20 protein-coding genes are annotated in these 17,170 nt (G+C 70.2%); 10 read left to right on the forward strand and 10 right to left on the reverse strand.

From position 1 onward, the window contains the following. Positions 1–865 precede the first annotated feature (865 nt). Positions 866–2,128 (forward strand): hypothetical protein, encoded by a 1,263-nt coding sequence (locus tag ACRYM2_RS20090; RefSeq protein ID WP_432524206.1) that lies wholly within the window; start codon positions 866–868, stop codon positions 2,126–2,128. Then, positions 2,125–2,523: a hypothetical protein gene (locus ACRYM2_RS20095; protein ID WP_432524207.1), complete on the forward strand. Its 399-nt coding sequence runs from the start codon at positions 2,125–2,127 to the stop codon at positions 2,521–2,523. The genes ACRYM2_RS20090 and ACRYM2_RS20095 overlap by 4 nt, the downstream gene beginning before the upstream one ends. A gap of 222 nt (positions 2,524–2,745) precedes the next feature. Here the strand turns inward: ACRYM2_RS20095 and ACRYM2_RS20100 are convergent, their stop codons facing one another. The 5 genes from ACRYM2_RS20100 to ACRYM2_RS20120 form a co-directional block, all read right to left on the reverse strand. After that, positions 2,746–2,901, reverse strand: a complete 156-nt coding sequence (locus ACRYM2_RS20100; protein ID WP_432524208.1) for a hypothetical protein — start codon at positions 2,899–2,901, stop codon at positions 2,746–2,748. 44 nt (positions 2,902–2,945) lie between these two features. Next, a complete protein-coding gene (locus ACRYM2_RS20105) occupies positions 2,946–3,524 on the reverse strand; it encodes a recombinase family protein (RefSeq protein ID WP_432524209.1) in 579 nt (192 codons plus the stop codon). Positions 3,525–3,820: 296 nt separating this feature from the next. Next, on the reverse strand, positions 3,821–4,663 hold the full coding sequence (locus ACRYM2_RS20110) for a DUF6551 family protein (protein ID WP_432524210.1): 843 nt from the start codon (positions 4,661–4,663) through the stop codon (positions 3,821–3,823). Between the two features lie 435 nt (positions 4,664–5,098). Beyond that, positions 5,099–5,884, reverse strand: a complete 786-nt coding sequence (locus tag ACRYM2_RS20115; protein ID WP_432524211.1) for a hypothetical protein — start codon at positions 5,882–5,884, stop codon at positions 5,099–5,101. A 97-nt stretch (positions 5,885–5,981) separates the two neighbouring features. Further along, the gene (locus ACRYM2_RS20120) at positions 5,982–6,779 is read right to left on the reverse strand and encodes a hypothetical protein (protein ID WP_432524212.1); all 798 of its coding nucleotides are present in this window, start codon (positions 6,777–6,779) and stop codon (positions 5,982–5,984) included. A gap of 215 nt (positions 6,780–6,994) precedes the next feature. Here ACRYM2_RS20120 and ACRYM2_RS20125 point away from each other — a divergent pair, with 215 nt between their 5' ends. Together ACRYM2_RS20125 and ACRYM2_RS20130 are read left to right on the forward strand one after the other, a co-directional pair. Beyond that, entirely contained in the window at positions 6,995–7,810 is an 816-nt protein-coding gene (locus ACRYM2_RS20125) for a ParA family protein (RefSeq protein WP_432524213.1), read from the forward strand. Next, complete coding sequence (locus ACRYM2_RS20130) at positions 7,807–8,313, forward strand: hypothetical protein (RefSeq protein WP_432524214.1); 507 nt, start codon at positions 7,807–7,809, stop codon at positions 8,311–8,313. Before ACRYM2_RS20125 ends, ACRYM2_RS20130 begins: the two co-directional genes overlap by 4 nt. A gap of 131 nt (positions 8,314–8,444) precedes the next feature. Here ACRYM2_RS20130 and ACRYM2_RS20135 read toward each other — a convergent pair whose 3' ends face one another. Genes ACRYM2_RS20135 through ACRYM2_RS20145 form a run of 3 tightly spaced genes read right to left on the reverse strand, consistent with a single transcriptional unit; the run spans position 8,445 to position 9,960 of the window. Further along, complete coding sequence (locus tag ACRYM2_RS20135; RefSeq protein WP_432524215.1) at positions 8,445–8,684, reverse strand: hypothetical protein; 240 nt, start codon at positions 8,682–8,684, stop codon at positions 8,445–8,447. A 47-nt stretch (positions 8,685–8,731) separates the two neighbouring features. Continuing rightward, positions 8,732–9,040: a helix-turn-helix domain-containing protein gene (locus ACRYM2_RS20140; protein ID WP_432524216.1), complete on the reverse strand. Its 309-nt coding sequence runs from the start codon at positions 9,038–9,040 to the stop codon at positions 8,732–8,734. After that, positions 9,037–9,960 carry a replication initiation protein gene (locus ACRYM2_RS20145; RefSeq protein ID WP_432524217.1) on the reverse strand — a complete coding sequence of 308 codons (924 nt, stop codon included), beginning with the start codon at positions 9,958–9,960 and terminating at the stop codon, positions 9,037–9,039. Before ACRYM2_RS20145 ends, ACRYM2_RS20140 begins: the two co-directional genes overlap by 4 nt. A gap of 457 nt (positions 9,961–10,417) precedes the next feature. Between ACRYM2_RS20145 and ACRYM2_RS20150 the strand changes: the two genes are divergently transcribed. The 4 genes from ACRYM2_RS20150 (at position 10,418) to ACRYM2_RS20165 (ending at position 14,079) form a co-directional block, all read left to right on the forward strand. Next, positions 10,418–10,963 carry a hypothetical protein gene (locus tag ACRYM2_RS20150; RefSeq protein ID WP_432524218.1) on the forward strand — a complete coding sequence of 182 codons (546 nt, stop codon included), beginning with the start codon at positions 10,418–10,420 and terminating at the stop codon, positions 10,961–10,963. Between the two features lie 99 nt (positions 10,964–11,062). Next, entirely contained in the window at positions 11,063–11,713 is a 651-nt protein-coding gene (locus ACRYM2_RS20155) for a restriction endonuclease (RefSeq protein ID WP_432524219.1), read from the forward strand. 405 nt (positions 11,714–12,118) lie between these two features. After that, the gene (locus ACRYM2_RS20160; RefSeq protein ID WP_432524220.1) at positions 12,119–12,751 is read left to right on the forward strand and encodes a MobC domain-containing protein; all 633 of its coding nucleotides are present in this window, start codon (positions 12,119–12,121) and stop codon (positions 12,749–12,751) included. Further along, positions 12,748–14,079: a relaxase/mobilization nuclease domain-containing protein gene (locus ACRYM2_RS20165; protein WP_432524221.1), complete on the forward strand. Its 1,332-nt coding sequence runs from the start codon at positions 12,748–12,750 to the stop codon at positions 14,077–14,079. Before ACRYM2_RS20160 ends, ACRYM2_RS20165 begins: the two co-directional genes overlap by 4 nt. 230 nt (positions 14,080–14,309) lie before the next feature. Here ACRYM2_RS20165 and ACRYM2_RS20170 read toward each other — a convergent pair whose 3' ends face one another. Continuing rightward, positions 14,310–14,993, reverse strand: coding sequence for a TetR/AcrR family transcriptional regulator (locus tag ACRYM2_RS20170; RefSeq protein WP_432524222.1), 684 nt, complete (start codon positions 14,991–14,993; stop codon positions 14,310–14,312). A 146-nt stretch (positions 14,994–15,139) separates the two neighbouring features. Between ACRYM2_RS20170 and ACRYM2_RS20175 the strand changes: the two genes are divergently transcribed. Then, positions 15,140–15,430, forward strand: a complete 291-nt coding sequence (locus tag ACRYM2_RS20175) for a hypothetical protein (RefSeq protein ID WP_432524223.1) — start codon at positions 15,140–15,142, stop codon at positions 15,428–15,430. Beyond that, positions 15,430–16,599, forward strand: a complete 1,170-nt coding sequence (locus ACRYM2_RS20180) for a CopD family protein (protein ID WP_432524224.1) — start codon at positions 15,430–15,432, stop codon at positions 16,597–16,599. Before ACRYM2_RS20175 ends, ACRYM2_RS20180 begins: the two co-directional genes overlap by 1 nt. Before the next feature lie 81 nt (positions 16,600–16,680). Here the strand turns inward: ACRYM2_RS20180 and ACRYM2_RS20185 are convergent, their stop codons facing one another. Beyond that, positions 16,681–17,106 (reverse strand): hypothetical protein, encoded by a 426-nt coding sequence (locus ACRYM2_RS20185; protein WP_432524225.1) that lies wholly within the window; start codon positions 17,104–17,106, stop codon positions 16,681–16,683. Positions 17,107–17,170: the final 64 nt, after the last annotated feature.

Consider the following 17,170-nt stretch of genomic DNA (forward strand, 5'->3'; position numbering starts at 1 on the left):
GTCGGTGCGCAGCTGGGTCAGGCGGGACTCGATGTGGTTGGTGTGGGGAGTGGTGGTGCTCACGGGTGGGTCCTCCTCGATGACTGTGCTCGTATTACGAGCGTAATTTACGAGCATCGAGGAGGTCCAGCGCGCGTCACTCGTTCGCCGCAGATCCAGTCGAACCACTGCGGGCAGCTCTGCGGGCTGTTCAGAGCCACTGCGTGGCCTCCAGCTCCAATCAGTCTCTGGACGCGCAAGGCGACGCTCAACAGATCAAGATCAACTTTGACCATCGACACCGTAATGACCGTTCCGTTGTCGAAAGTTACGACCGACACCTTCCGTCTCAAGGCGCCAGCTGCGACGGCGGAGCGCCCGGTGACGACGTAGCGGAGGATCGAGAGACATCGATGAGTCGATGCTCCGGGGGCGGCAGGCTCGGGGGCGGAGGTGATGCGGCCGAGACGCTCGCGATGAGCTCGGTAGCCACCTCGGCAGAGACTTCGGCCATAGCGATGAGCTGCGGCAGCTGAGCCAAGAGCGTGCGATGAGTGCTCCAACGTCGGCAGGCGTCGATGACCGCCGGCACTGCCCGCACAAAGCTCAGGAGGAGTCCCAAGGCGAGGACGAGCAGTGCTGAGCCGGAGAGAGTCGACAAGGGACCAAGAGAAGACGCCATGTAGTACTGATCGGCCCCAGAGGTGCTCAACTTGACGCACACGTCCGCCACGTCGTGCATCGGCATCACCGTGAGGAAAGCTTGAGAGGCTGCTTGTGTGACATAGCTCACATAAGCGATAGGGGCCCGATCTGCATAACTGAAAGTGTCACGATCTGATTACTCGGGGTCACCAGTCGTGCCCTGCTGATAGCTTCCGCCGACATGACCCCCGACCCCGGAGACGCGTCTTCGCCGGGCCCTGAGGATGCGGCCGCTCTGGTCGAAGCGGTCGACGACGCTGCTACCAAGGAGAGTCAGGAAGCGGTCGTCGAGTCGGCCGCAGACGAGCCACCTCTCGCCGACGCCTTCGCCTTCTTCACTCTCGAGGGCGAGCAGTTCGAGGGTGAAGGGCTGCCGGTCGGCAGCGCCCGTGAGGTCGGCTTCTTCCGCGACGTCATCCTTGAGCTCGCTCGAGCGGCGTGGCTCGACGCGAACCCTGACCGGACCTACGTGCCGCGCGGCTTCGAGCGCGGCTTCGACCTGCGGCTGGTCGTCATCCGTCCCGGCAGCGCCCGCATCGGGATGCGGCTTCCGCGGGCGGCCAACCGTGACGAGGCCGAGTGGTCAGACTGGCAGAGCGCCTACGGCACCGGACTCGACTCCCTCACCGATGCTGTGACCACGGTCGCTGAGACCGGTGGGCTCCCCCCACGCTTCCCTGTGCGCGCCGTGGCGCCCTTCAAGCGGCTGGGCTCCACCCTCAACGAAGACGGCCGGCTCGTGTTCGGCTCACCGACCAACGCTGTCCGTCGCGCGCAGATCGACCGGTCCGTGCGCACGCTGCTGCAGGAGATCGACGAAGTCGTTCCGCCCGAGCAGCCTACTGAGGCGTCGCTGACGGGTGTGATCACCGAGTTCGACGGAGATGCGCAGAGCTTCCAGATCCGCACCGACGACAAGCTGCTGCACACCTGCTCGATCGAGCACGGCAACGTGCGCATCGCCCAGGAGATCCACCGCTACGTCGCACACGATGGGATCACTGCCCCCGACGTGACTGTGACGGGCGAGACGACGCAGCCTGACGCCGCCCGGGTCCAGCTGTTCAACGTGCGCGACCTGCAGATCGTCCGCTCCCTAGCCGAGAAGGCAGTCGTGGCACGCCTGCAGACGATCGCTGCCCTCGAGCCAGGGTGGAACGGACCGGGCAGCTTCGTGCCAGCCGAGGACGTACGGCAGCGCGTCGAGCACCTGGCGCCGACCATCGTCACGCTCGGTATCCCGGTGAAGATCGTCCCCAACGATGACGGCGCAATCGTCCTCGAGTGGCGCCGCGGAGCGGTTGAGTGCACCGCAGCGATCGAGGCGGACGAGCAGATGTACCTGCTCGCGGACGACACAGAGACGGACCAGCAGACCGAGCACGAAGGTGACTACGACGAGCCGCGCCTCATCGGGTTCCTGACGACGGGGAGCATGGGTTGAGCACGATGCTGACCAACGCTGGCGAGGAACTACTGCGGCAGGTACACCCGATCATGTGCCCTGACGGCGAACCGGCGCGCACGGCCTTCACCCCTACCAAGAAGGACGAGGGCAAGCTCTCGACCCTGCGTGAGCGGGTCGGTGCTGACGAGGCGTACCGACGTCACGTCGAGGGGCTGCAGCTGCAAAGCGCCGGCACATGGGCAGTGACCGTTGGCGAGGTCGACGGGGCTGGGTGCACCGCTGTCGACGACGGCGAAGACTTGGCGGTGTCTGATCATGCCTCCGTCGACTTCACCGCAGTCGGCGGCCGGGGAGCCATCGAGCGTGCGGCTCGCAAGCTGCGCGATGCCGCGGTCGCTCGAGGGCCCCGCTTCGTGCCTCCGTCCGCCTGAGGGCGCAGGTGCCGTAGCGACTTCGGCCGGTCCCTTCGGCGCCTCTTGCTCGACTTGGTGGCCGTGCTCGACGGAGACGACCGCATCAGCGGCGCTGGTCAGCCGGGCCCGCCCGATCCACCGAGCGCTGCGCGCCCGGCTGCTGCGGCGGGTGGTGGCGGTGTCGGTGCCGACGACGCCGGCGGGGATGACCCGGCAGCCGCGCCCGTCGAGGGTGGCGGGCTAGTCGACGGCGTTCCACAGGATCGGGGCGCTGCCAGGGCCGGTGACCACCACCTCAACGACGTCCGGGGAACCCTCGAGGTCGACGACGACCTCACGGCCGGCGGGCAGCAGCAGCTCGTGCACGGCGAGGTCGGTGCGGGCGATGGTCGGCATCGCACCAGCGTGGGCGCCTGTCGTGGCGGTGAGCAGCCCCCCCGTCACGCCCGGCTGACGGCGGGCTGCTCGCGCAGCGCCCGGTACAGGCTGGCGCGGCTGACCCCGATCGCGGCGGCCGCGGCAGTGACGGTGTGCTCGCCGCCGGCCAGCATCGCCCGGGCCGCGGTCAGCTTGGCCGGCGTCATCACCGACGGGCGCCCGCCCCGGCGGCCGCGGGCTGCGGCCGCGTCCAGCCCGGCGCGGGTGCGCTCGCGGATCAGCTCGCGCTCGAATTCGGCCAGGGCGCCGAAGACGCTCAGCACCAGCCGGCCGGCGGCGGTGGTGGTGTCGATCGCCTCGCGTAGTGAGCGCAGTCCTACGTCCCGGGCGGCCAAGTCGTCGACCAGGGTTAGCAGGTGCGGCAGGGAGCGCCCCAGCCGGTCCAGGCGCCACACGACGAGGGTGTCGCCCTCGCGGGCGTAGTTGAGGACCTCCTCGAGCGCGGGGCGGGCGGCGAGGGCGCCGGAGGCGGTGTCGGTCCAGATGTAGGAGCAGCCGGCCGCGCGCAATGCGTCCTGCTGCAGCGCGGGATCCTGCACGGTGGTGGAGACGCGGGCGTAGCCGAGCAGCTGTGCGGTCACCGGGGCACCGTCGCAGAAGCCACCGACGTCCCTGGGCTGAGACGCCTCTTTCGCACACGGCTTGTGAGACGTCCCTGCCGGGCGTGTCGACCAAGTGGCGAAGGTGTCTCACAGACGGTCGATTTCGAGATGGGTGTCGATGTCCGAGGTCGTGTGCTCGGGCCTGTCGATGGTGGCCCTCAGCCCGGTATTAGCCTGTGGTCGCAGCGCAGTGCTGATCTCCCAGGACCGGTTCTGATCGCCGCATGCCGAAGGCCCGGTCCCCGCCAGGACCGGGCCTTCGGCTGTGAGTAGTGCTACGCGGCGGTCTTGTCGCCGGAGGGTGCTGCCTTCTTCCGGCTACCGAGGGTCAGCATCTTGTCGCGCTCCATGCCCATGTTGTAGTTGCCCACGATGGTCTGAGCCATGGGCATCGACCGGGACGACGATCCGCCACCGCTGGGCGTCTGGCGCACTGAGTTCTGCTTCCAGATCGCAGGAGACCCGCCCTTCTTCAGCACCTTTACCAGGCGGGCATCATCCGCGAGCTCCCAGTTGCCCGGCGTATTCAGGACCATGGCCACCGCCCGGAGGATCAGGTTGTCCCAGGTGCTGGTGTCACGGCCCCAGGCGTCGCTGACGATCTTCAGGACCCTCGTGACCATCCCGGGCTTCTGAGCCATGACCAGCAGCGCCTGGACGGCGCCGACCCGGTTCGGGCTGGGGCTTGCAGCGATCTGCAGATCATTGCCCAGGGCTCGCACCTCCTGGTCGGCGCGGATCGCCAGGGCGTCGCCTGCGGTGAGCGAGACGCGGAAGTTGTCGAACGGCTTCACCGGCCTGCGGTGCTTGTTCGCTGCGAGGAAGAGCTTCGCTTCCTGCTGGATGGTGAGATCTTCATAGATCATGGCGTCGCGAAGGAAGCCGGGCCCTTCCTTCTGGATGCAGGCCTGGTTGCTGTGCTGCCCATCGATGATCACGAGCTGTCCGTCAGCACGCTTCGAGACCAGGGCCGGCAGCAGCATCTCCAGGTCCCAGTTCTCGGTGATCTTCTCCGTCCATGCGGTGATCTCCTCGCGCTGCATGTAGAGGCGCGTGGTGTCCATCGCCGGATCGATGGTCAGGTCACCCACCCTGACCGCTGCGTAGTACTTCTTCATCGAGCCACCCCCAGTGGTTCGCCGTGCGGTCTCCCAGGACCGATGTCTGCCAAGGTACACGGACCTGCTGACCTGTGCAAAATTCTATGGCGAAGCCCACCGCAGAGGTCAGTACACCTAGTCACCTAGGTCCACAGTTTTACCCCGGCGCCAACACTCACCTCGATGGCTGGTGTAGATGTAGCGATCGCTGTGCCCGCCAGTGGAACGCAGCCCGGGCTAACTTGTCGGCCAGCGCAGCCGGTCGCTAACGAGGCGCCCGGCATGGCGCGTGCCGCACCCGTCTCCTACCGCCAGGCCGCCAGGCCAGCCGCTGGCAGGCAGAATCTCTGCTCCTGCCGAATCACCAGGTGGCCGCGTCCGCTAGGGACAGTCCCCTGCGACATCCTCGGCACCCCTTGCGCGAGTAGTGCTAACTGCCTGGCGGCTAGAAGCTCATCCCTGGTCCTCGAGCCGCTGGGCAAGCTCGCTGCGCACGGTCTCGCGCTCGCGCGGGCCCATGGACTGGTACACCGCCCACAGGCGCTCGGCCGGGGTAAAGCTGCGCTGCCCGCGCAGCACCCAGGACAGGAACTGGGTGCGGGCCCTGGCGTCGAGCTCTTCGTCGAAGGAGCTGATGACCTGCTGCACCTGCTCCTTCCCCACTTGTGGCGCCCACTGCCCGCCGCTGTGCCGTAGGCACACCACGTGCAGGTTGGAGTCCTCCTCGCTCCCACCCTGGGAAGGGGGGACGATGTACTGGATGATCAGCTGAGCGGTGCGGTTGTCGTCGGGGGCATACTGCTCACCGGCGGCGATGCCGCAGATGGTGCAGACCCTGTCGCGCTCGAGGACGCGCCGGGACTGCACCGCGCTGATCCGACCCAGGGTCGGGCGCGGCACCTCGGGGTTCCAGATGTGCAGGCCGATCCTGGTCACGGTGGTGATCCGCACGCGCTGGTCCTCCGGGTCGGAGGCGTAGTCGAAGGCCCAGCCCATCGTGCGCAGCTCGCGCATGCGCCGGTCGACCTGGTCGATGCCGGGGAAGGCCAGGCGCAGCGCCTGCTTGCGGAAGCGCCCGCCCTCGCCCACCTCGGTGGCCAGGAAGAGGGCCACGCGGGCACGCGAGCCCAGGGTCTCGTCGTGGTAGTCGAAGCCCGGCGTGCTTAGCGTCCTGCCCGGCGCGACCAGTGGCGCGAAGGCGGGCTGGTCCCCGGGCGGGGCGTGCAGGTCATCGCTCATGAAGGTCTCCATGTGCTGCGGGGTGGCTCGCTGCCGGCCCTCGGGGGCGGGCCCGGCGGGTGGGCCCGGTCTGACCGGGCCCACCCACCTCAGGGGATCAGGCCGTCCAGCCGTCGGCGGCGCCGTAGATGCGGCGCACCTCGGTCAGGAAGGTGGCCCGCTCCGGTGCGGTGAGGCGGTGGATGCGGGCGAAGAGGCTGTCGAGTGCGGTGAAGTTCCGCTTGCCCGCCTGCACCCAGCGCATCAGCTGCTGGCGCTCGGCCCGGTTCAGGCGGCGGGTCTCCTGCGCCAGGCGGGGCAGGTCCTCCGGGGCGCCGGTGTACTGCTGGGCCTGCTCGTTGCAGCGGGCGCACTCGGCGCGCAGGTCCTCGTCGTGCAGGCGCGAGCCCTCCTGCGCCAGCATCGCCGGCTCCTTGTGCCCGGCGGTGAGCACGACGGGGCCGTAGGGCGGGAAAGGGTCCTGCATGCCGGGCATCACCCCGCAGACCTTGCAGTGCCCGTCGCGCTCGACGACGCGGCGGACCTGGACGCGGGAGATGCCGCTGGGCCGGCGGCTGCGCACGCCCGGCTCCCACAGGTGGTCCCCGATCACCTCCAGGCGGTGCTGCCGCGGGCGCAGGGAGCGGTCGGTCTTGTAGGACGTGATCTTCCAGCCGTGCAGCGACCTGAGCTCACGGGCGCGGCGGTCGATCTCAGTGATGTCAGGGATCGCGTAGCGCAGGCCCAGGCCGGTGAACACGCCTCCCTCGCCCACCTCCGTGGCCAGGAACAGGCCCGTGCGCGGCCTGCTGCCGAGGGAGTCCTCGTGCCAGGAGTACCCGCTGACCTCGATCACCCCGCGGGGGTTGCGGTCGATGTGCTCGCGCCAGGGCTCGGAGCCGAACGTCGTGGTCATGCCATGCCTCCAGTGAAGGGGAGCCGGCGGGGTCGCCTGGCTGCCTGCTCTACGAAGGTAACAGTCACCAGCAGATGCTGGCAACTCCCGGCAGGAGATGAAACGCCAAGGTTGGCCCTAAGTGAGGCCAGGAACTTCCATCTGCGCCGCGCGCCTAAAAGACCACTCGGCGTGGCGACTGCTCGACTCGTCGACTACTCGACAAGGTGACCGGTGTGCACACCATCGCCATCGCCAACCACAAGGGCGGGGTCGGCAAGACGACCACGGCCGTCAACCTCGCCGCCGGCCTCGCCCGCCGCGGCCACCGCACCCTGCTCGTCGACGTCGACGCCCAGGCGCACGCCACCTTCTGGTTCGTCGACGACCCCGAGGAGGTCGAGGCGGACCTGCAGGACGTGGTGACCGGGCGGGTGGAACTGCCCAAGGCCGTGCGGACCACGCGCATCGAGCACCTGGACCTGCTGCCCGCCACCCTGGCGCTGGCCCAGCTGGAGGTGCAGCTGGTCTCCATGACCCGCCGCGAGGACCGCGTCGCCCGCGCCCTGAGCCCGGCGCGGGAGACCTACGACTACGTCGTCCTCGACCTGGCCCCCAGCCTGTCGCTGGTGTCCCTGGCCGCCCTGGTGGCCGCCGACTCGATCATCGCCCCCGTCAGCGCCACCAAGCTGGCCGTCTCCGGCCTGGGCGCCTTCCTCGGCTGGACCGAGGACTTCCGCGCCGAGGGCGTCATCACCGCGCCCCTGCTGGGGGTGCTGGTGACGATGACCGACACCCGCACCCGCGTGACCCGCGAGGTCCAAGAAGCCCTCGCCGGCAGCCAGCTGCCCGTCTACGCCACGACCATCCCCCGCCGGGTGGCCGCCGAGGACCAGGTCGGCGAGCGCCTCGTGGCCGGCGACGCCGGCACCAGCGGCGACCTGTCCAGCGCCTACGACGCCTTCACCGCCGAGGTCATCGCCCAGACCAGCGGCGCGCAGGCGGGCGGCGGGCAGGCCGGCGGAACGCGGGACGGCGAGGTGCGCGCGTGAGCCCCCGCAAGGCCGTCAGCGCCGCCGACATGCTCAGCACCGCCCGCCGCGGCGCCTCACGACCCCCGGAGCAGCCGACCCCGTCAGGGCAGCCGGAGCCGGCCGAGACCGACAGCATCGACACCGCCCCGCTGTGGGAGGACGCCGAGCGCGCAGCCCACGACGACCAGCAGAAGACGGTGACCAGTGGAGTAGTTGACAAGTCGACTAGTCACCTAGCGGATAAGTCGACTGGTGCAGTAGTCGCCCCATCCAAGGCCACCTACGTCAAGGTGGCGGTCTCGCTGACCCCAGAGCTGCGGCGCTGGGTCAAGACCACGCCCGCCGGCCTGGGCCTGGAAGGACTTTCCTCCTCAGACCTAGTGCGTTTGGCGTTGTTCCGGCTGCGTCAAGACGTGGAAGCAGGGCTGCCCTTGGCAGACCTGCTGATCATCCAGGCGCATGAGGAGGCCCAGCGCTTGGCTGGGCGCCGCAACCGGGGGATGCCTGCTCGCGAGGACTGACGCAAGGCGCCCGGTCGGGCGGGCCGAGCTTCCCCTCACGGCCCGCCCGACCGGGCGTGCCGGGCATCCTGCCAGCCACACCTGCACCAGCGCACCAGCGATGCCGCACCAGCGATGCCGCACCGGCTGCGTCAGCCCTGCCGGCCGCGCCGCTCGGCCAGGAAGTCCACCAGCACATCAGGCTGTAGATAGCCCAGGGGCCCCTCGTCCACGCCCGAGCGCCCCAGCGGCACGATGGTAAGCCCGGCCATGGCCAGGCCCCGCTGCATGTCCTCCGGCAGCAGGTCGTCCTCGGCCAAGCGCAGCGCCCGCCGACGGGTGACCTCGTCGGCATCGGCCCACCACGAGGCCACGGCGTAGCGCTGGTTCACGCCCTCAGCCTGCCTGCACTGGTGACAGTGGGCGGCGGGGGAGCGCCTCAGGAGGCGGCCTGCTCCTGACGCTGGTCATCGCCCGTGCCGGACTCGGGCATCTCGCCGTAGCGGCGGGCATCGTGCAGCAGCCGACCGACGGTGCCGGTGGAGCAGCCCATCGCCTCGGCGATCTGCGCGTAGGAGGCGCCAGAAGTACGCAGCTGCACCGCCTGGGCACGCCGAGCCGCGGCCCGGCTCAGGAAGTCAGGCCGTGGTTCAGCGATCATGCGCTGCACGGTGCGCTGAGAGATCCCGTACTGCTCGGCAGCCTCTCGTGCGGTCACCTTGCGGCGAGCCGGCATCTGCGCGCTCACAGCACCCCTTCCGCCAGCTGCGCGATCGTCACCTTCGGACGGCTCGCGCTGCCCTCGCTCTGACTAGCCTTGCGTGCGTTGCGCCGGCGCTGTTCCTGCTGCGCCGGGGTGTTGGCCCGCCCACCCTTCGCCCCGCCCTTCTTGCCGCCGCTGCTGCCGCGCTGGGCCTGCACCGCGCGGAAGCCGGCCTCGTCGAAGGAGCGGCGCCAGACCCATCGTGCAACGGACTGCGCGGTCTGGGCCACCTCCGCGGCCGGCAGGGGGATGGCGAACTCGTGGTTGACGTTGAGGGCGAAGGCGTCGACGACCTCCTCCCACTCCAGGCGGTCGCTGTAGCGGCGCCGGGCCCGGTAGGCCCACAGCCGCAGCCGGTTGAAGAGGGCCACGTTGCGTCCCAGCCCCGAGGACTCCGCCGTCTTGCGCGGCAGGGTGCGCGGCATCAGCTCGCCCAGGCCCTTGGCCAGCTCCCCGAGCTCGTACAGGTGTCCGGTGCCCCAGGTGGTGCTCCAGTGCTCGTGCACCGGGTTCTTGGTCAGCAGCCCCGCGTAGCCCACATCCCCGTCCAGGGAGCGGCGCAGCCCCTCCTCGACCTTGGCCGCGAAGCGCATCGGCTCCAGCCGCGCGGAGTCGGTGCGGCAGACGGGGGTGTTCAGCACCCAGCCCACGTGCCCGCGCCCGGTGGGCGACTCCGCGATCCAGGAGGGCATCGGGTGGCTCATCGGCTTGGTCAGCGCCCGCAGCACGGTGTCGTCGTGGTCGACGTCGATGACGAGCATGGACAGCAGCGCCTTGGGGGAGTGCTCCAGGTAGCGGCGGGCCAGCGCGTCGTCGCGGCTCTGGCGCCAGCAGCCGCGGGTGAGGTCGTCGGTGGCCAGCGGCCGGCGCGGGGACCAGGTGTCGGTCCACCTGCGCGCGTCCATCGGCGCGTCCCTGCGCACGCTGCTGGCCCTCGGCATGGCGCACACCGTGCCAGCAAGATCGCTGACGCCTAGATGGGACACGCCGACACCGACCGACAAATATTCGGGTACGCCAACGCCGGAAAGCCTACTCAGGTAGTTCGGCGCAGCCGCCCCGCCCGCTCCTCCCGACTGCTCCCCACCACCCCGCTGCCTCAGCCACCGACAGGCGAGCTCTTCTGACGCCCGCTCCTGCGGCCGCTGGCGTGCCCCCGTGTCGCCCACGCGTTCAGCCAGCCATGCTCACTCCTCGTGGTCCTCAGCCGCACGCTCTCGACTGCTCAACGCCTGCCCCCTCCAGGCGCAGCTGCTGCGCCATCACGGTCGCGCCTCCCCACTGGCTGCCCCACCGCGGCTCACCTGCAGGCAGAGTGACGTGCTGAGACGCTCAAGGTGCCGGGCAAGGAGACGCCATCCCATGAAGGTGCTGTTCGACGACGGCTTGCACGTGCAGTACGGCTTCCTGCACCTGCAGCCCTCCGACGTCGACTTCGACCTCATCGACGCCCGCGGTGGACAGGCCAACGGGCTGTGCGGTGCCGCCTACCCCGGCATCCTCGCCCTGGTGCTCGGACTGCACACCGGAACGGTGTTCCTACGCGTGGAGCTGCACGAGGCGGAGCCCGCTCTGGATGCAGGAGCGGAGGAGTGGGAGGACATCGTCGAGGTTCCGTTGACCATCACCGCCGATGAGTACGGGCTCAGCACCTTCGACTCAGGCGCCCAGATCGAAGCTCCTGCGGCCGGGACTTATCGGGCCCGCTGGTGCGCCAGCGGCATGGACGAGGCCCACGACCTCACTCGCAGCGCCGACGAGCCGAAGATCGACCGGTACCTGCTGCAGCTGTGGCCGGCTGCCCTCCGTCCCGACTCCGTGATCCGCCAGGGCAGCGAGCAGGCCGCCTACTGGCACGGCGTAGCCGCCCAGACAGCTCCTCCTGCCGCCGCTCGCTCGAAGCCGTGACCTGCCCACGCACCCCCGCACGCCGACGCTGGCAGGACGGGGCTGGTCCGTCCGGGTGAGCTGGCTCAGCCCGCTACCGACGGCAGTCGACGTGGGGATGTGGCACGCAAGAAGAGCGCCGGCGGCGCGGATGATGCGGCGCGCTTCGCCGCAGCTCTCGTGATCGTGCTGGTGATGTCCGGCGCCGCCGCGGTGGTGCGCTCCTGGCTGGCGATCTGGTGGCCGCTGTTGGCCCTGGCCGCCGCGGTGCTCGTGGTGCTCGCGCTCTGGCGGGTGGTGGTGCTGCGCCGGCGCAGCCGGGCGCGCGTGGCCCGCCAAGCGGAGCTGGATCGGCAGGTGGCCAGCACCGACGGGATGAGCGGGAGCGATTTCGAGCAGCTGGTGGCGAGGCTGCTGCGTCGTGACGGCTGGCGTGAGGTGGTCGTCTCCGGCGGCGCGGGGGACTTGGGCGCTGACGTGCGCGCCCGTCATCCGCGCGATGGCTCGCTGCTGGTGGTGCAGTGCAAGCGCTACAGCAACCGTGCGGTCAGCTCCCCGGACATGCAGCGCTTCCTGGGCACCGTCTTCCACCACCACCGCGCTGAGCACGCGCTGTACGTGGCCACCAGCTTCTACTCACGCCCCGCCCGAGCGCTGGCCGCCAGCAGCGGCGTGCACCTGGTCGACCGGCAGGCTCTGGCGGCGTGGATGGCCGGCCAGCCGCTGACGCTCACCACCACCAGCGCCGGCGCCTCCGTCGTGCCGCGCTGACGCACCAGCCACCGCGTCGGCGCTTCGCGTCGGCACCTTGCGTCGAGCACCGCTCTCGTCCTTGCCCTCGGGTGTGCCCCGGGCTACCGGTACCCGTTGGTGCCTCGACCTCCTCACCACGCGTGCGGCGCCCTGGCGCCGCACGAAGCTGCAGCCCTAGCGGGCTGCCCCTGCGCGCCAGCGCGCGCCGGAAAACACCCACGCCGATAGGCTCCACCGAAGACGTAAGTAGAGCGATGCGAGGTATGACTATCGTAACGCTGGCGCGTTCCGGCTTGTCTCCTCGCTGCCCGCTCGCTGCGCTCGCAGGCAGGGCTCGCCTGGAGGCGGGCGGGTGCGGGCTGGCGTAGTTCGCGCAGCAGATGCTGGTGCGTAGAGGCGCGCCGCAGTGGAGAGGAGGCCGGGATGGGTGGGGAGCGCACGCGCACGGTGGCGGTGCGGTTGAGCCCGGCTGAGCACGCGGAGTGGCAGGCGGCGGCGGCTGCGGCGGGGCGGGGGCGGTTGGGCTCGTGGGTGCGCGATGAGGTGGCCGCGCGGCTGAGTGAGGGCGGCACGCTGGGTGGTGCGGTGGGCTCCAGAAGCGGCCAGCGCGGGCACGGACAGCGGGTGCCAGGCGAGGTGGACATGGACGCGCTGACGGCGTTGTCGATGTCGTCGGTGCTGCGCGCTGAGCTGTCGCGGGTGGGCAACAACCTCAACCAGGCGGTGCACCTGGCGCACGCGGGCGGGGTGGACGCGAGCGCGCTGGCTCGGCTAGAGCAGACGGCGGAGCAGGTGTCGGCGTTGCTGACGGTGCTGCACGAGCACACTGGCGCAGGCGGCTCTCGGGGCGGCTCTCGGGGCGGCTCTCGTGGCAGCGTTGGCGGTGCAAAGGCGCTAGCGCCGGCGGTGAGAAAGGCGCCGCGGCGGGCGGCGCGGAAGGCGCCGGCTGCACCATCCAGCTCCTCGCAGGCCAGCTCCTCGCAGACGCCGCAGCAGCTGGGGGATGCAGCAGGGAGTCAGCGCGTGAACCGCTGGACCACGGGCGGTGCACGGTGATCGCGAAGATCACCCGCGGGGAGCGGGCGGGGGACCTGGCGGCGTACCTGCACGGGCCGGGCAACGCGGAGGAGCACGTGTACGCCGGGCGCTCCGGGGGCGCGGTCATCGGCGGGAACCTGGGTCTGCAGGGCAGCCGGGACGGCACGACGTGGGCGAGCCTGCTCAGTGACGCGGCGCGTACCAGGGCGGACATCACCCGGCCGATCTGGCACGCCTCGCTGCGCTGTGCACCGGGGGACCGGACGCTGTCGGATGCGGAGTGGGCGCGGGCGGCGGCCTCGTTCGCGGAGGCGATGGGCTTCGTGGATCCCATCGGCTCGGGTGTGCCGTGGGAGGAGCAGGCCACGCAGCCGTGGGTGGTGGTGCGCCACGGCGAGGACCACGTGCACATCGCCGTCTCCCGGGTGGGCTTCGATGGGCGGGTGTGGCACGCGCGGCAGGACTACCGCGCCGCGCAGGCAGCGTGCACGCAACTGGAGCGCGAGTACGGCTTGACCGTGGCGCCGCGCACCTCGACGAAGGAGAGCCGGCGCAGCGCCGATCACCAGCTGACGGCGGGGGAGTGGCGGCGTGGGCAGCGCACCGGGGCGGCGCCGGAGCGGGTGCAGCTCGCCGAGCGGGTGCGCGCGGCCGTGGAAGCTTCGGCCGGTGGCGGGCGGGAGGGCTTCGAGGCCGCGCTGCAGCGGGCAGGGGTCGGCTATCGCGCCAACGTGGCCGGCACCGGGCGGGTGAGTGGGTACTCCTTCGCCCTGCCCGGGCACACCGACAAGGAGGGGGCGCCGGTGTGGTTCCGCGCCTCGCAGCTGGACCGGGCGCTGTCGTGGTCGAAGGTCGCTCCCATCCTTGAGACGCCGGTGACAGCACCCCAGGTAGAGGTGCCCAAGCGGGTGCTGGAGTCGACGGCCCGCCACGAGTGGCGGGTGGAGCAGGCGCAGGCTGAGGCCGCCGCCCAGCAGGGCGCGCAGCGGCTGCAGGCGCTGCCGGCAGTGGTCGCCGCCCGCGTGCAGGGCGATGACGAGTGGTGGGCGCAGCGCCGACGCGGTGGAGAGCAGGTCGCTGCCGCGCTGGTGCAGCGTGCCCGCGAGGAGGCGCACATCAAGCAAGCGCGCCGGCTGCTGCAGCTGGCCTCCGGTGCCGTGCCCGACCGGGCCCGCAGCGGTAAGAGCAGCGCGGAGCAGACCGCGGAAGCCGCTGCGCGAGCGGTGACGGCAGCGGCGCGAGCGGTGGAGGCGGCGCAGGATGCGAAGGCAGCACGAGCGCGCGCGGACCGCGTCATCCGCGACTCCCCGTACGGTGCCGGACGCGAGGCTGGACGGGAACGCTGACCATGAGCGTCAGCGTGGATGACCTGGAGGCATTCGTACTGCGCTGGTCGCGCACCTCCCACGCCACGGAGCAACGCCGGCGACATCAGTGCCGAGCCAGCACGCCCACCGGCACGAGCCGCGTCTGACAGCAGTCATCGCCAACGGCCACGATGAAGTTGGTGAGTGACTGCCGAGGGAGCTCCGCCTTGTGTGGGCCTCGGCCACCGAGCTTGACACCAAGGGCGTCTCTACGTGGAGAGACTGAGCAGCATCCTCAACGTGGGCCCGTCAAGAAGTTGACGCTTGAACTCCATGCTCAGCCACGCGTAGTACCGTTCAGGCGACCAGGATCGTCGGAGTACGAGGTCGGCGTAGCGAGCCGGGTCGTTGAGGATCCAAAGCACATCAGCTGCGATCTTGATGAGGTCCTCGTCGAGCCCGTCCAGGTGGGCGAGTCGCTTGGCCTGCGAGCGGGCGGCCTTGAAGCGCTGACCCGTCAGGTCATCCCACAGTGCTGCCACTTCAGCGCTGTCATCAGCAGCGCGGCGAGCGACTTCGTAAACCTGAGCCACCCGCCCGTTGATGGCGGTGCAGACGCCGGCGTAGGCCTCGAGCATCTCGACCGGTGTGGTGGCGGCCTCTACTGCCTTGAAGAAGTCGTGCTCCGCCACGGACTTCGATTCCATGTCCCCCGCCATGGCGACGTCGACGACGACCTTGAGCAGGTTGGCCTTGGTCTCGAAGCTGCCGAACACGGTCGGTCGCGCCACACCAGCGCGAGCAGCGATGTCGCCGACTGAAGTCGCGCCGTAGCCCTGCTCTACGAAGACCTCGGTCGCTGCCTCGAGGATCTTGCGTTTGGTTGCTTCAGCCTGCTGCTCCCGCAGGGTGGAGCGGTAGACCCGCTTGGCTGGAGCCTCGTCGATGGACACCGCGTCAGGGTACTGCTCGATTAATGGAAGACTATCCGTAGGTCGAGAAACTTGCCGAATGGTCAATATGCGGGGAGACTTGTCGTAGACGCCAGGAACGGCACTCCAGTGCCGACCTCCTGGGCGGCTACCGAGAGGAGCCAGTCGTGGACACCACCAGCACCTCCCTCCAGACGACGGTCGGCAGCCAGGACTTCGCAGTGCCGCCGAGCCACCTGTTGATCGCCTTCGCCGTTCTGACGGTGACCATCCTGGGCATCTCGCTGGCCTTGAGGGCAGCGCGGTGGGTCATCCACAAGACCCAGGTGGCCAGCTGGCTGCAGAAGAAGATCGAAGCGGCGCGGTGGATGCCCGAGAAGCCCCGGGGACGACTGGCGTTCCTGCTCGCGAACCTCCACGGCCGCTGCTCCCTCACCGTGAACGAGGAGGCGCACTGATGACCGCGACGACGGACACCAACAACTCGCCCGGACCCTGGGACGACCACCCGGGCCGGTCGCGTCGGCCCGGGTGGGAGCTGTGGGGCACGGCGTCAGGCTTGGTCCTCGTGGGCGTCGTGCTCACGGCAGTGGCCTTCGGCCGCGTCCCCTCGCCGGGCCACGGCGACCTCCTCGTCTTGTCCCGGCTGGGAGCACGCGTGGGTGCGGTCGTGACGATCGGCCTACTCCTCATCCTCGTGCTGCTGCCGAAGGAGAAGGACCGCCAGCTCCTGGGGGGGCAGGGCACGACGACGGTGCTGCGCCTAGCCGCTGTCGGGGCCGGCCTGTGGTGCGCCAGCGCCACGCTCGAGGTGGGTCTGCGGTACCAGGCGTTGGTGGGTGCAGGGGTCTGGCAGAACATCGCCCCCTTGGCCAGCTTCCTGCTCAGCGACGGTGAGGGGTCGGTCTACGCCCTACAGGCCGGCTCGACGCTCATCGTGCTGGTCCTGCTCATCCTGGCGGTGCGCGCCCCGCGCTGGGGGGACATCGTCCGGGTGATGGCCTTCGCCGTCCTCGCGACCGCGACCCTGCCGCTGCTGCTGCTGTACAAGAGGGTGCCCGCCTACGACGACGGCGGGGCCGAGGTCTTCGTCCCGCTGCCGCCGGGCGCCACCCTCTCCGACGCGCTCCACGTCGTCGGCGCCCTCTTCTGGGTGGGAGGACTTACCGGTCTCCTCATCGTGCTGTACCTGGCGTGGCGGGCGAGGACCCTGCCGCCGCGCAGGGGGGCCAGCTCGTCCGGGGCTGGCTCGCCGGCACAGCAGAACGCGCACGAGGCGCTGGTCAAGGCCGTCAACGGCTACTCCACGATCGCCCTCATCGCCGCCCTGGCCGTCACCTTCAGCGGGCTGACGATGGCCTGGAACACCCTGGGCGTGTGGTGGCCCGAAGACTGGAAGGCCTGGTCGGGCGACCCGAAGACCAAGGTGTACATCACGCTGGTCGCCTTCAAGCTGGCCGGCACCATGGTCCTGTTGACGATGGGGTACGCCCACCGGCGCTGGACGATCAAGCGCGTGGAGAACGGGCGTCCAGCCCACTTCGCGTACCTCGCCGGTTTCGAGGTGACGATCATGGTCCTCGTGATGGCGCTGGGGGTGCTCCTGACCTTCAACCCCGCGCACTGAGACGCGCACGCCGACGCGCTGGCTCGGGCCGATCCCCGTGCCAGCGCGTCGGCGCGTCGGCGTCCTTGCGCGAGCCGCGGCCTACGCGAGGCCGTACTTCGCGGCGTAGTCCTGGGCCAGCTGCTCACCGCGGGCGGTGAGCTTGATCTCCTGGTCGGGCTGGGTCCGGGTGCCATACGGCACGGCGCGGTAGAACGGGGCGTTCTCGTCGCTGGTGCCGAACAGGTTGGCGGTGGCGCGCATCTTGTCGCCGTAGAGGGCGCGACGGATGCGGCGGCTGTCCTCGACGGTGATCAGGCCGTGGTCCTGCCGGTGCTTCCAGTGCAGGTAGGCCACCTCGCCGAGCTTGTCCTCATCCGTCGGCGCGCTCGTGGGCGTCATGGGGGCGGGAGAGGGGAGCTGTCCGGCCAAGTCGTCGATAGCGGCGTCGATCAGAGCCACGATGTCGGTGCGCAGCTGGGTCAGGCGGGACTCGATGTGGTTGGTGTGGGGAGTGGTGGTGCTCACGGGTGGGTCCTCCTCGATGACTGTGCTCGTATTACGAGCGTAATTTACGAGCATCGAGGAGGTC

This window comes from Kineococcus aridisoli (assembly GCF_050871885.1).
GTDB lineage: Bacteria > Actinomycetota > Actinomycetes > Actinomycetales > Kineococcaceae > Kineococcus.

Bases quoted from the DNA above. Each gene is read 5' to 3' on its own strand.
- ACRYM2_RS20090 (WP_432524206.1), top strand. From the start codon at position 866: ATGACCCCCGACCCCGGAGACGCGTCTTCGCCGGGCCCTGAGGATGCG.
- ACRYM2_RS20180 (WP_432524224.1), top strand. From the start codon at position 15,430: ATGACCGCGACGACGGACACCAACAACTCGCCCGGACCCTGGGACGAC.
- ACRYM2_RS20145 (WP_432524217.1), bottom strand. From the start codon at position 9,960: ATGGACGCGCGCAGGTGGACCGACACCTGGTCCCCGCGCCGGCCGCTG.
- ACRYM2_RS20120 (WP_432524212.1), bottom strand. From the start codon at position 6,779: ATGACCACGACGTTCGGCTCCGAGCCCTGGCGCGAGCACATCGACCGC.
- ACRYM2_RS20150 (WP_432524218.1), top strand. From the start codon at position 10,418: ATGAAGGTGCTGTTCGACGACGGCTTGCACGTGCAGTACGGCTTCCTG.
- ACRYM2_RS20110 (WP_432524210.1), bottom strand. From the start codon at position 4,663: ATGAAGAAGTACTACGCAGCGGTCAGGGTGGGTGACCTGACCATCGAT.
- ACRYM2_RS20160 (WP_432524220.1), top strand. From the start codon at position 12,119: ATGGGTGGGGAGCGCACGCGCACGGTGGCGGTGCGGTTGAGCCCGGCT.
- ACRYM2_RS20100 (WP_432524208.1), bottom strand. From the start codon at position 2,901: ATGCCGACCATCGCCCGCACCGACCTCGCCGTGCACGAGCTGCTGCTG.
- ACRYM2_RS20115 (WP_432524211.1), bottom strand. From the start codon at position 5,884: ATGAGCGATGACCTGCACGCCCCGCCCGGGGACCAGCCCGCCTTCGCG.